Consider the following 11,829-nt stretch of genomic DNA (forward strand, 5'->3'; position numbering starts at 1 on the left):
AAATTTTAGAAAGTACAATCGTCGAAATTCCGCAAAAGGCGCTGCTTCAACCCTTCTTCGTTTGTTGTTAGCTCCTGCATGATTGGTATGCTCATATCGGTATTGGTATTGTATTTAAGACCCCAGTGCATAATGGCAAATACGACTGGAAACAGATCAAGTGCCTTTTGCGTTGGGCGAAACATCGTTTGTGCGCGGTTTGATTTGCCTTCTGTTTTAATGAGCAGGCCTGCTTCAATGAGCGATTGGAGCCGCGCACTCAAAATATTGGTAGAGATGCGCTCTGTTGAAGCAAGAAACTCGCGGTAATACCGCTTGTTATGGATTAGGACGTCACGAAGGATGATCAGGCTCCACGGGTCTCCCCATATATCGAGCGCATAGACGATGGGACAAACGGTTGAAGTTCGCTTTTTCATGAGCAAAATTATACTATTTGTACTTGCATTTTACAAGTACGTATTCTATACTCTGTTTGCAACTCAACAAATGAGCGAAGGAGATCACTCACATGAATCATAGTTACAGGACTTCTTTCATGGTAGATCAGAGCCCTGAGGAGGTATACGGCGCCATTAATAATGTCCGCGGATGGTGGTCAGAAGAAATTGAAGGCAAGACCGACGAGCTCGGTCAATTTAAGCATCACTACCAGGATATCCACCGTTGCACCCTCCAGATCACTGAACTCGTTCCAGGTAAAAAGGTGGTTTGGCACATCGTAGACAACTATTTCAACTTCATAGAGGACAATAGCGAATGGAAAGATACTGACGTAATCTTTGAAATCGTCAAGAAGGGCGACAAAACGGAGGTTAACTTTACGCACGTGGGGCTCGTCCCAGCGTACGAATGCTACACCGTCTGCTCGGACGCCTGGGGCTTAAACATCAATGGCAGCCTGCGAAGCTTGATTAGCGAGGGTATAGGCCAGCCTCAATCAAACGATCAAATCGTCGAAAAACACGGCCTGGAAAATGCATAGAAATATTCTTCTTTAGACAGAAAATAAAAACTCACCCTTTAGAGAGTGAGTTTTTATTTTGATTCCATGCATGTGGCACGGACGAGTTGTTTATCCGCTGCATCCCTATCTTCCACCGACCCCCGCTTTATAAGCCCGATGTCGCCCATCCTTTCAATGACGTAAAAATGCAAAAAAAATCCATCGTATCTATTAACCCTTAGTGCTCTCGTACCCCACTGCCCCAATTACAAGCAACTTTCAGTATCTCCAAGACTTTCAGGCCAGAATTACGCCTTACTTATGATAAGGTTCACTATATCACCACAAAAGCAAAAGAACTCTTCATGAGAAATAGCATGAAGAGTTCTTCCCATAGAATGGAACATATAAGAGTTAGGCTTTGCATGATTAGCAGATGCACACCTTACTTGCGTCAAATTTATACAAATGGATGTGGAATATACAGTTCTTCTAAACGAGTAATTTCTTCAGAAGTCAATTTAATCGACAACGCCAAAACCGCATCTTCCAGATGGCTGATTTTGGTCGAACCCATAATCGGCGCTGTGACCTCTTCCTTTTGCAGCAACCATGCAAGTGCAATTTGTGCGCGCGAAATTCCCCGGTTAGCGGCAATTTCCATAACTCTTTCCGCGACTTTGCGATCAGCCTCTTCCGTTTTATTAAACAAAGCCTTTGCTACCTGGTCATTCTCTGATCGCGCGGTCTGCTCATTCCAATCCCGAGTTAACCGGCCTGCAGCCAAAGGCAGGTAAGGAGTGACGCCAACTCCCTCGTCTTTGCAAAGGGGGAGCATTTCTCGTTCTTCTTCCCGATAGAGCAGGTTTAATCTATTCTCCATGGAAACGAACCGTGTCCAGCCGTTGCGCTCTGCGACATGCTGAGCTTTCGCAAACTGCCATGCCAGCATGGAGGATGCTCCGATATATCTGACCTTGCCCGCCTTAACTAAATCGTGAAGAGCCTCCATGGTCTCCTCAATTGGCGTATTAGGATCCCACCGATGGATCTGGTACAAATCGACATAGTCTGTTCCGAGTCGTCTTAGGCTGTTATCAATTTCGGTCATGATAGCTTTACGGGAAAGTCCCACAGCATTCGGACCTTTGCGCATCGGAACAAATACCTTTGTTGCTATGACGACTTCGTCACGTTGAGCAAAGTCCTTTAGAGCACGCCCGAGAATTTCTTCGCTTGTTCCGTCGGAATACATGTTGGCGGTGCTGAAAAAGTTGATGCCCGATTCGAGTGCCTTCTTAATGATCGGTCTGCTTTGCTCCTCATCCAGAGACCATGGAGTATTGCCGCGTTCAGGTACTCCGAAGCTCATGGTTCCAAGACTTAACCTTGAGACCTCTAACCCGCTGCGTCCAAGTTTTACATATTCCATTTGATTGCACACTCCTTAAGGATATTGGGAAGGCATTCAAGCCTTCAGGTTGTCTACACATATCTCCGTGAGCCAGTGCCACTCGAGACTACGTCACCACGGAAGTTGGCGTCTTTCGTTTGAGAATGTGCCCGTCGGACCGTCCTCGTTGAGGAGTGCAAGGCGCACGGGATGTCGCGCGGCTTGCTCGACGGTGCCCGTGCCCTCAAAGTTGTTGAGATCCGTCGCGGTGAAGCCCGGGCATACCGCATTGACCTTAATGCCTGTCGACTCGAGTTCAATGGCAAAGGCGAGCGTAATCGCATTGAGAGCCGTCTTCGAAGGGCTGTAAACGGCGCCGAACATCTTGCGATGTGAATTAGTCGGATTCGCGTTCAACGTCAGCGAGCCCGAACCGCTTGATACGTTGACGATACGCGCTGTCGGCGCTTCACGAAGGAGCGGCAGCATCGCTTGCGTGACGGCGATGACGCCGAACACGTTCGTCTCGAACACTGCTCGCACCTCTTCTAGAGAGGCTACACTTGGGCGCCCCGACTTCCCGACCTCCTCAAGAGGCCTGCCCGGCTGACCTTGGTGCGATATGCCCGCATTGTTCACGAGCACATCGAGACGACCGAGCTCACTCCGGATGCGCTCTGCCGCGGCGGAGATAGAATCATGATTTGTAACGTCGAGTTGGAGACTATGGGCATCCGCTCCGATACTCTTCGCGGCCGTCTCCCCTTTCTCGAGATTGCGGGAGCCGACAAGCACAGTGAAGCCGTGAGCCGTGAGATCTTTGGCGATTTGAAGACCAATTCCTTTATTGGCTCCGGTGACCAAGGCCACGGGTTTATCCTGCATAAGAAACAACTCCTTTAGTGGGGATTTACTGTTCGATACAGGTTAATACATCAACTTGGTAGTCGACAGTTTTCTCCGAGGTTGACACATCAACTCAGATACAGGCTAACACCTTGTGGTTGATGTGTCAACCATGATATTATACTTGCATGGATATCAAAAAAGTAAACGAAGATGAAATGCGAATATGGAATATGTGGAAAGGCTCCTTTAAACGAATCTTCGGTCGCGTTGTTAAGGAGCTTTCTGAACGTACAGGACTATCAGAAGGAGACTTTGGAATACTAGATCGGTTAATCCAATTCGGAGATGGCAAGCTTCGCCAACAGGAACTAGCCGACTCGATGAACTGGGATAAGAGCAGATTATCCCATCATTTGACGCGGATGGAAAAACGGGGCCTTGTTAAAAGGGGGCCATTAGACGCAGATCGTGGTGTACAGGTCATCATTACTTCTGCAGGAAAAGCAGCTTTGGATGAGGCCCTGCCCATCGTCTCAATGGCAATACGCAAGTATTTTCTGGATCAATTAACCGATCAAGACATAGAATCGATTACGAAGCTTGCGGAAAGAACAAAAAGCGACCCTAGCCTCTAGTAAAGCCTCGTTAACTTGATCTCTTCTCTGGGCACTGTCCATGCTGTATATTCGAAAACGACAAGGGACTGAACCGGTCTTTCCCTTTATCTGTACCTCCAAGAAACACGCAGCAGCCCGTTTAATTCGGCTTTTCCGCCAGTCGTGGGTAGCTCACCCCCTTTTCGCCCTACTTATGATTCGGTTCATCGCGCTAGGTGAAGGGGCAAGTTAAAGGGCCATCCTTTGTGGGAATGACCCTTTATTAATCTAGATTTGTTCAGTTGTTATCTTCGTTAACGCCTACATTTTGCTCGCATAAGAGCGTAATTTTTTCTTCACCGGTATCCAAATTTCTCCTGAAATATTCCCATGCCGTGCCATTCCATAATACATTTCGAAACTAGGGCCCTCAACCTGTTCGTATTCAGATGTCGGAAACCACTCAGAATAGATTCGTTGCCATAGATTTTGAATATCACATTGCGGCTCCGGAAAAATCGCCCACGTTAATGTTGGGACAGAAAGTTTTGTAAATCTCTCCGGAATTTCAAGACCCTTAGGTAAATGATAACAGATCATGTATTTGAAAGATTCTTTAGTGTGATCGTAAAGGGCGGCGTGTAACATGGTGTCACCAAAACGTCCCAATAAGTTGTTCATAAGATCAACGCTACCATCATCATCACATTTTATACGGAATTGAGGAACTTCAGAGAACGCTGTTTTTTGGTCTGCATTTATTAATCCATATACTCCAAACATCTCAAAAGAACCTCTTTGCTCAATACGTTAATTCAATTCGACATCCCCTTTTATTGAAATATGAAAGGACATTCGAGGATAGGCTTTTAGAGAAACGCCTGTATAGCGTGCAGATGTGGGCATAATACCATGAAGATTCTTAAAGGCCCGTGCAAATGCCTCCAGCGAATCATATCCGTATTTCATAGCTACATCAATAACCTTTGAGTCTGTTGTCTGTAGTTCGAATGCCGCCAATGTCAACCGTCGATGTCGAATGTACTCCGATAACGATACGCCAGTAATAAATGGAAACATTCTTTGAAAATGATAGGTAGAGCAACAGGCTCTCTATGCTATTTCATCAAATGAAATATTGTCCGCTAGATTTGTTTCGATATATTCCATGGCGCTATTCATCCTATCCAACCAATCCATCGTATTCCCTCCCTTCAACGTAATTTTATCTGAAATAAAAAATGAATACCTTGCAATTTCTGCACGAAAAAGTCAGCAAAAAACTTGCCCTTATTTAGGGTACGGTTCACCCCGATTTATCTTCACCGCGGTACTTCTGTTCCAAGCTCTCAGTGAATGAACCATAACATAATTCTCATCAGTTGTATGGTTGTTATTAAGCAGATTGCGGAGACCATTTATACAGCACGTTCTCTCATACACTTTCGTCCTGCATAGATTTCCTTCTCTATATCATTATGAAATTTAAGCAACAGTTCCTTCTTCAAAGACTCATTAGTTGTCTCTTTTAACTTAATAAATAATTTCAGTAAATCATAGGGTAAGAGAGATGAAAACTCATTAAATCACTCCTTTTATTTAAAATTTCGCTTGATATATCATTTAATTCCGCAGATACCATACCGACTAAAAGAGCGTATTTTACTATTTAACTATTTTATTGAAAGGTATCGACTAACAAAAAACGCCTTCTTTCGAAGGCGTTGATTAGGCTTCTCATCAAATAAAAAAAGACCATTTCGGTCTTTTGTGCAACTTCGAACACCCCAACTCATGTTACAATACAACCTGAACTCATACTTTACGAAGGCGGTTGATACTGTTGATTTACATCATCAATTTGTATACAGCTTTGTGCTTCCTCCAGGACTTTTCATCCTACTTCTGCTCGGTCTTGTCATTTGGTTATGGAAAAAGAACCGTCGTCCTGCGCTTGTCCTGCTTGGCGTTACACTGCTTATGTATTTCTCCATGACTTCCTTAGTCAGCGATGCGTTAATCGGAGGGTTAGAACGAAAATATCCTCAACCGGATACATTGCAAGGAGATGTCATCGTTGTGCTTGGTGGAGGTGCAAGCTCTTGGACACCGGATATTGATGGCGAGGGCAACTTATATGGATCAGCAGCGAATCGGCTAATTACAGCTGTACGACTACATAATGCGAGTGGTTTACCCATCCTATTCTCTGGTGGACAAGTCTTCTCCGACAGCGGCAATGAAGCGGATATCGCCAAAAGACAACTCCTCGGACTCGGTGTCCCCGAAGAGGATATCCTGACCGACAATCAATCTCTTAACACGGAGCAGAATGCTGAAAATACCGCCGGAATCCTACAAGAGAATGGACTTAAGCGTCCTGTACTAGTCACATCAGGGTTTCATATGCCCCGCTCAATACAGCACTTCAAGAATGCAGGGCTAACAGCGCAAGCTTTTCCTACAGATTATATCGCCAGCGCTGAATTTTCGTTGCAACCCTCAAAGTTCACTCCTTCGCCAGGAGCCATCTCCACTACAGGCACAGCCTTGAAGGAGTATTTAGGTCTTCTTGTTGCTCATCTATTTCATTAGATCTGTGAATTTTGCATTGGTTACCCCTGCAAGAAGCTGCGGTGATACATCCATTTGTTGACCAATTTTTCCGGCGCTAACGGCTATCGTTTCCTGACTTTCTGCGCTGCTATCAATGAACGTTGGATATAGCTTTTTCATACCGACTGGTGAACATCCACCACGGATATAACCTGTCCACTTCTGCAAGTCCTTCACTGGCAGCATCTCAATCTTTTTCTCTCCGGCGGCCTTGGCCGCCTTTTTGAGATCCAGCTCCTCAGCAACTGGTATAACAAATACATAAAGATTGGCTCCGCTATGAGCGACCAAAGTTTTAAAAACCGTCTCTACCGCCTTTCCAATCTTCTCCGCTACTGCCGTACCATGGATTAGTCCATCCTCATTGTCATACTCAAACACTTCATATCCAATTTTCTTCGCATCTAGCATTCGCATCGCGTTGGTTTTGGTTACTGCCATATTTGATCTACCTCTCTTTAATCTATTCGATACTATATGGTCAAAGAGGCCCCAAAGCCAACATGGCTCACAGGACCTCTTATTGCTGCGTTCCCATTAATCTCTGGGATAATTAATTTGCATAATATCCATAAACGGAACTTTTTCGATACCTTCGTTTTTACTGACGTGTACTTTTCCAGTCCGCGAATCCATTTCTACAATCGTTCCGCGCACCTGTTCTTCTTTTCCCCATACGGTTAATAAGATCTCAGAACCTTCTTGCTTGGCTTCAACTAACTGATTGCCTAGCTCCTCAAGTACAAACTCATCTCTCGTGGGCCGTTTGGCCACTTTTGCTTTTGCCACTCTACTCCTCCAATAAGCGATTACGGGTATTAAGTATTTTAAAATACTAAGTATGAATGCTCTCGTTTATTATATCATGTTTCAGTTTAAGGCTCGAACCCCTTCTGGCTCAAGAACAGCTCATCTTCAGAAAAAACACTCCGGAGTCCATCGTACACCCTACGATATGCCGCTGGATCATACCAATCTTCCAGTTGCAGCTCTTCATAAAGGGAATATATACCTAATCTTCGTGTACGTTTTCCCCCACTGCCATCTCCCATAAAATAATCGTCAATACAGACTCTATCCACGAGTTCCCTAAGAATCTCAGGAAAAGAAGTGCTGCTTGGCAATACCGGAGCGATGGTTGCTTGAACAGGAATGCCCGCATTACGCAGTAATTTCAGTGTCTTTAATCTCGCAGAAATGGGCGGAGCACTTGGTGTGAATTTTTTGCGAATATCTTCACGATCCGTCTCTACAGTCATACTCACACGAACCTTATCTCCTAAGCGTATTAGCAAATCCATATCTCTGCTTACGAGCGGACTACGCGTCTGCACGAATAAAAAATCAGGCAGATTCTCTACCATAACCTCCAATAAAGCTCTTGTTACTTGTTCCTTGTACTCTATCGGTTGGTAAGGATCTGTACTAGAAGACATAAAGATGGAGACCGGTCCTTTGGACTTTGCTTTTTGGAGTTCTTTGCGTAGGATAGCTGCAACTTCTTGTTTGACATCTACCCACATCCCCCATTCCTCTTTACGGAACAGTGAAACGGGCATTTGACGCACATAACAATATGAACAGCCATAAGTACATCCGGTATATGGATTCAAAGAATGACTGTATCCATTCAGATAACCCGTCCCTTTATTAAGTAAGGTCTTTGGGGTTTTGTACTGGATCTCATTCTTCATAGTTCTTGAGCAAGCTTCCCGCTCTCCAAATGAAGCAGCCTCGTCTTCATCTCTAATCCCCCGCGGTATCCGGTTAATGTCCCATTCTTGCCAATGACTCGGTGACAGGGCACCGTAATTAATATCGGATTCGCACCAATCGCCGTCCCTACCGCTCGTACTGCAGCCGGTTTTTGAATATATGTGGCAATGTCCGAATAAGACCACGTTTGTCCATATGGAATTTCACATAACGCTTTCCACACCGCAAGTTGAAATGGAGTCCCACGATAGTCAAAAGGAATGCTGAATGCCTGCCGTTCCCCTTGCAAATATTCGATCAGTTCCTGTACAAATGGAACCATTTTCTCATCGTCCTGCACCAGTTCACTTCCAGGAAATCTTCGGCTGATCCAGTCACTCATTTCTTCGAATGGCTTCTGCTGCGACCCCACATAACTTAATCCTTTCTCCGATGCTGCGATATAGAAGCTCCATTCCTTATAAGCTAGCAATGTCCAGTATATGATTGCATTTGGTCTACTCTCCATTTTTCTGTACCTCCAAGAATAATTCAGAATGATTCGTTAATTCTACTTTGTTAAGCTGTCGATACTGCGTTGGGGTGTGCCCCGTCTTTTTCTTAAATAAGGTAATAAAATACGACGGATTTGGCAGACCCACATGTGTTCCAATATCAGCTACAGCCCGATCCGTGGTAACCAAATATTCAGATGCCTGATCGATTCTCTTTTGCTGTATATAATCCACAGGAGTGATTCCCGTTATTTTCTTGAAGGTTCGATGCAGATGATAAGGGCTTCCATGACAGACTTCTGCCAACATTTCAAGAGTAAGAGGTTCCTGATAATGCTTGTCGATATATTCAGTCATTACAGCCACCCATTCCTTATCCGGCAGCCGCTCACCCGTCGGTTTGCATCTTTTACAGGGACGAAATCCAGATTCTATCGCTTGTTCTGCATTTTGAAAGATACGTGTATTCTCTCGATTAGGTGCTTTGGACTTACAGGAAGGTCGGCAAAAGATTCCCGTAGTCTTCACAGCATAAAAGAATTTATCGTTATAAGCTGCATCATTTTGCAAAATCGCCTGCCATTGCTCCTCGTTCATCTTTTCCACATCTCCACTCCTATCCATACGCTTTACCTCTAAACCAAGTATACCCTGCTTCAGGGTTATCTGTACTCATTCTAGAATGTAAAAGCAAGATAGTGAAATACAAAAGTGGTGAGATTGCTCGTAATAACACTTTGTTTATCGAATCCGCACTTCCTTTGTCAACCGTGCAGGGAGCAGCAATTGAACAACGAATTACTCATAACAAGTCTACCTGAACTGGAGGAATCGAAATGGAAATTCTGAAAACAAAGGATGCCGCAGAGCTGTTGTCTGTTAGCCAAACAACGATCAAACGTTGGGCTGCTATGTTCCCTGACTTTTTTCCAAAGGACCGATTTGGCCACTATACATTCTCAGAGCAGCAAATTAGCTTGCTCAATCATATTAAAGATTGCATTAATCACGGAGAAGCACTAGAGGGTATTCAATTAACTGTCGCGAATGAGCATCAATTGTCGTCGTCACCGCAAGACCCACTTCATCCCACTGACGCTGAGCCTATGCAAGATATATTGTCCCGGATTCATTATATCGAACGTACACTCGATCAAAAAGCCGACGAAGTAGTCATGATACAGCTGCTTCAGCAGCGTGAAGAGCTTGAGGATCTGCGGATAATGATTAAACAATTAGCGGCATCCCTTGAACCCATGCAAGTTACAAAAGGAAAAACCTTCACACCTAATGAAGCATCCTATCCCGTTATCACTTCAAGATTACCCTCTCCACCAAGAAAGCGCGGGCTATTACGCTCATTCTTTTTCCTATAAGCCTGAAACGCAACGCAAAAGAACCTACTTCTAACTATCGTTGAAGTAGGTTCTTATTAAATAACGTAGAATACGGATGACAAAGGCAGTGACTAATGGTTAGGCAATCCCCTACTGTTTCTGCAATAAAGCTGAGCCTGCGATTCCCGGATGTGTCATTTCGTATGGGTCCAGAATCAGATTTAGCTCTTCCTCGGATAACACATTATACTTAAGGCACAATTCACGAACAGATTCTCCTGTCAAAATCGCCTCACGAGCAATACGAGAAACCACTTCGTAGCCCAAATGTGGGTTAACCGCAGTAATGATTCCGACACTCCGTTCCACATCCCGCTCTAGCTTCTCTTTATTGGCTTCAATACCAGCCAGACAGAAGTCTGTGAACACTTGGAAGGAGTTGTTCATGATGCTGATGGACTGAATGAGATTAAATACTAGAACTGGCTCCATAACATTCAGTTCCAGTTGACCCGCTTGGGAAGCCAGACAGATCGTATGATCATTCCCTATCACTTGAAAAGCTACCTGATTGATGACCTCTGCCATAACCGGATTGACTTTACCTGGCATAATGGAGGAACCAGGCTGGCGAGCAGGTAGTGAAATTTCATTAAACCCAGTCCGCGGGCCGGAGGCCATGAGTCGAAGATCATTAGCAATCTTAGACATGTTCATCATGCAGACCTTTAGGGCAGCAGATACTTCGGTGTATGCATCTGTATTTTGCGTAGCATCCACAAGATGATCTGCAGTAACTAGCGGCAATCCACTTATTTCAGCCAAATGCTCAACAACCACTTCGATATATCGAGGGTCAGCATTTAATCCAGTTCCTACAGCCGTTGCCCCCATATTCACTTCATACAAATGATGACGTGTATGTTCAATACGTTTGATATCTCTCTCAAGTACTCTGCGATAAGCCTCGAACTCTTGGCCCAGACGAATCGGCACTGCATCTTGTAGATGCGTGCGTCCCATTTTTATAACCGGATCGAATTCCTTGGCTTTGTCTGCAAACACCTCATGCATTCTGCGCATAGTTACAAGTAGTTGTTCCAAAAGAGAAAGCGTCGCAATATGAATAGCCGTCGGGAATGCATCATTTGTAGACTGCGCCATGTTCACATGAGAGTTGGGACTTAAATGACGATAGTCTCCTTTTTCATGACCAAGCAGCTCTAAGGCTCGGTTAGCAATGACTTCATTCGCATTCATATTTAATGAGGTACCTGCACCACCCTGTATAGGGTCTACAATAAATTGTTCGTGCCATTGACCTTCGATGATCTCATCTGCTGCTTTCACAACCACTTCTCCAAGCCCACGATAGAGCCTGCCGATTTCCATATTTGCAAGCGCAGCGGCTTTCTTTACGATCCCCATCGCTTTGATTAATTCATTGTGCACTCTATAACCCGTAATTGGAAAATTCTCTACTGCGCGTAATGTCTGAATCCCATAGTATGCGTTCTTATCTACTTGTTTGCTGCCTAGAAAATCATTCTCTACACGAAATTCAGTTCCTGTCACAGTAAATCCCTCGCATTCTTTGAGTTAGGTTTGATCGGATTTAAGAAAGCGCATTCATTCATATGTCTCACTTAGATATTAACCTTTATTGTGACAAATGTCTCTCATAAAATTAGAGATTAATGTAATTAATTTCAAATAAGTTTACGAAAGCCTTGCCCTTAAAGGAAAGGTGGTTTTTATTAGGAGTAAATTTCCAAATGAAGCTATAGCATAGTATGTACATTAATTAAATTCTATTGCACTTCATGCCATCAAATCTCATCACATATTTACAAATTAAAAAGAGCCGACCTTAAGGTCGACC

Annotated in this window: 13 protein-coding genes and 1 pseudogene; 4 read left to right on the plus strand and 10 right to left on the minus strand. The window is 44.3% G+C overall.

The genetic code is table 11. The annotated features are described in order from the left end of the window. Window positions 1-5: 5 nt before the first annotated feature. The gene (locus tag ACN6MV_RS18530; protein WP_042128723.1) at window positions 6-419 is read right to left on the minus strand and encodes a winged helix-turn-helix transcriptional regulator; all 414 of its coding nucleotides are present in this window, start codon (window positions 417-419) and stop codon (window positions 6-8) included. Window positions 420-511: 92 nt separating this feature from the next. Between ACN6MV_RS18530 and ACN6MV_RS18535 the strand changes: the two genes are divergently transcribed. Continuing rightward, entirely contained in the window at window positions 512-985 is a 474-nt protein-coding gene (locus tag ACN6MV_RS18535; protein WP_094869783.1) for an SRPBCC family protein, read from the plus strand. Between the two features lie 421 nt (window positions 986-1,406). On the opposite strand, the gene ACN6MV_RS18540 is transcribed toward ACN6MV_RS18535, so the two are convergent. Both ACN6MV_RS18540 and ACN6MV_RS18545 read right to left on the minus strand, forming a co-directional pair. Continuing rightward, window positions 1,407-2,378 carry an aldo/keto reductase gene (locus ACN6MV_RS18540; RefSeq protein WP_419884602.1) on the minus strand — a complete coding sequence of 324 codons (972 nt, stop codon included), beginning with the start codon at window positions 2,376-2,378 and terminating at the stop codon, window positions 1,407-1,409. Between the two features lie 93 nt (window positions 2,379-2,471). Continuing rightward, the gene (locus ACN6MV_RS18545) at window positions 2,472-3,224 is read right to left on the minus strand and encodes an SDR family oxidoreductase (RefSeq protein WP_419884603.1); all 753 of its coding nucleotides are present in this window, start codon (window positions 3,222-3,224) and stop codon (window positions 2,472-2,474) included. A 149-nt stretch (window positions 3,225-3,373) separates the two neighbouring features. Here ACN6MV_RS18545 and ACN6MV_RS18550 point away from each other — a divergent pair, with 149 nt between their 5' ends. Beyond that, on the plus strand, window positions 3,374-3,823 hold the full coding sequence (locus tag ACN6MV_RS18550; RefSeq protein ID WP_042128731.1) for a MarR family winged helix-turn-helix transcriptional regulator: 450 nt from the start codon (window positions 3,374-3,376) through the stop codon (window positions 3,821-3,823). A 282-nt stretch (window positions 3,824-4,105) separates the two neighbouring features. Here ACN6MV_RS18550 and ACN6MV_RS18555 read toward each other — a convergent pair. Next, window positions 4,106-4,984 (minus strand): annotated as a pseudogene (locus tag ACN6MV_RS18555) (AraC family transcriptional regulator). Window positions 4,985-5,578: 594 nt separating this feature from the next. Between ACN6MV_RS18555 and ACN6MV_RS18560 the strand changes: the two are divergent. Further along, window positions 5,579-6,379 (plus strand): YdcF family protein, encoded by an 801-nt coding sequence (locus ACN6MV_RS18560; protein WP_419884604.1) that lies wholly within the window; start codon window positions 5,579-5,581, stop codon window positions 6,377-6,379. Here ACN6MV_RS18560 and ybaK read toward each other — a convergent pair. From ybaK to ACN6MV_RS18585, 5 genes are all read right to left on the minus strand, one after another. Beyond that, the gene (gene ybaK, locus ACN6MV_RS18565) at window positions 6,368-6,841 is read right to left on the minus strand and encodes a Cys-tRNA(Pro) deacylase (RefSeq protein WP_042128735.1); all 474 of its coding nucleotides are present in this window, start codon (window positions 6,839-6,841) and stop codon (window positions 6,368-6,370) included. The genes ACN6MV_RS18560 and ybaK overlap by 12 nt on opposite strands. A 96-nt stretch (window positions 6,842-6,937) precedes the next feature. Further along, window positions 6,938-7,189: a YolD-like family protein gene (locus ACN6MV_RS18570; RefSeq protein ID WP_042128738.1), complete on the minus strand. Its 252-nt coding sequence runs from the start codon at window positions 7,187-7,189 to the stop codon at window positions 6,938-6,940. An 86-nt stretch (window positions 7,190-7,275) separates the two neighbouring features. After that, window positions 7,276-8,094 carry an SPL family radical SAM protein gene (locus ACN6MV_RS18575; protein WP_042128740.1) on the minus strand — a complete coding sequence of 273 codons (819 nt, stop codon included), beginning with the start codon at window positions 8,092-8,094 and terminating at the stop codon, window positions 7,276-7,278. Further along, complete coding sequence (locus ACN6MV_RS18580) at window positions 8,091-8,624, minus strand: methylated-DNA--[protein]-cysteine S-methyltransferase (RefSeq protein ID WP_042128742.1); 534 nt, start codon at window positions 8,622-8,624, stop codon at window positions 8,091-8,093. Before ACN6MV_RS18580 ends, ACN6MV_RS18575 begins: the two co-directional genes overlap by 4 nt. Continuing rightward, the gene (locus tag ACN6MV_RS18585; RefSeq protein ID WP_419884605.1) at window positions 8,614-9,234 is read right to left on the minus strand and encodes a bifunctional transcriptional activator/DNA repair enzyme AdaA; all 621 of its coding nucleotides are present in this window, start codon (window positions 9,232-9,234) and stop codon (window positions 8,614-8,616) included. The genes ACN6MV_RS18580 and ACN6MV_RS18585 overlap by 11 nt, the downstream gene beginning before the upstream one ends. Before the next feature lie 212 nt (window positions 9,235-9,446). On the opposite strand from ACN6MV_RS18585, the gene ACN6MV_RS18590 reads away from it, so the two are divergent. Further along, window positions 9,447-9,986 (plus strand): MerR family transcriptional regulator, encoded by a 540-nt coding sequence (locus ACN6MV_RS18590; RefSeq protein ID WP_042128745.1) that lies wholly within the window; start codon window positions 9,447-9,449, stop codon window positions 9,984-9,986. Window positions 9,987-10,097: 111 nt separating this feature from the next. Here ACN6MV_RS18590 and aspA read toward each other — a convergent pair whose 3' ends face one another. Then, window positions 10,098-11,522, minus strand: a complete 1,425-nt coding sequence (gene aspA, locus ACN6MV_RS18595; protein WP_042128747.1) for an aspartate ammonia-lyase — start codon at window positions 11,520-11,522, stop codon at window positions 10,098-10,100. Between the last annotated feature and the right edge of the window lie 307 nt (window positions 11,523-11,829).

Source organism: Paenibacillus sp. B-A-8 (genome assembly GCF_048572915.1).
In the GTDB taxonomy this organism is placed as follows: Bacteria; Bacillota; Bacilli; order Paenibacillales; family Paenibacillaceae; genus Paenibacillus_AQ.

What these genes read in the sequence shown, in the direction of transcription:
- ACN6MV_RS18550 (WP_042128731.1), top strand. Translation starts at nt 3,374, where the DNA reads ATGGATATCAAAAAAGTAAACGAAGATGAAATGCGAATATGGAATATG.
- ACN6MV_RS18540 (WP_419884602.1), bottom strand. Translation starts at nt 2,378, where the DNA reads ATGGAATATGTAAAACTTGGACGCAGCGGGTTAGAGGTCTCAAGGTTA.
- ACN6MV_RS18535 (WP_094869783.1), top strand. Translation starts at nt 512, where the DNA reads ATGAATCATAGTTACAGGACTTCTTTCATGGTAGATCAGAGCCCTGAG.
- ACN6MV_RS18590 (WP_042128745.1), top strand. Translation starts at nt 9,447, where the DNA reads ATGGAAATTCTGAAAACAAAGGATGCCGCAGAGCTGTTGTCTGTTAGC.
- ybaK (WP_042128735.1), bottom strand. Translation starts at nt 6,841, where the DNA reads ATGGCAGTAACCAAAACCAACGCGATGCGAATGCTAGATGCGAAGAAA.
- ACN6MV_RS18575 (WP_042128740.1), bottom strand. Translation starts at nt 8,094, where the DNA reads ATGAAGAATGAGATCCAGTACAAAACCCCAAAGACCTTACTTAATAAA.
- ACN6MV_RS18585 (WP_419884605.1), bottom strand. Translation starts at nt 9,234, where the DNA reads ATGGATAGGAGTGGAGATGTGGAAAAGATGAACGAGGAGCAATGGCAG.
- ACN6MV_RS18580 (WP_042128742.1), bottom strand. Translation starts at nt 8,624, where the DNA reads ATGGAGAGTAGACCAAATGCAATCATATACTGGACATTGCTAGCTTAT.
- ACN6MV_RS18545 (WP_419884603.1), bottom strand. Translation starts at nt 3,224, where the DNA reads ATGCAGGATAAACCCGTGGCCTTGGTCACCGGAGCCAATAAAGGAATT.
- ACN6MV_RS18530 (WP_042128723.1), bottom strand. Translation starts at nt 419, where the DNA reads ATGAAAAAGCGAACTTCAACCGTTTGTCCCATCGTCTATGCGCTCGAT.
- ACN6MV_RS18560 (WP_419884604.1), top strand. Translation starts at nt 5,579, where the DNA reads ATGTTACAATACAACCTGAACTCATACTTTACGAAGGCGGTTGATACT.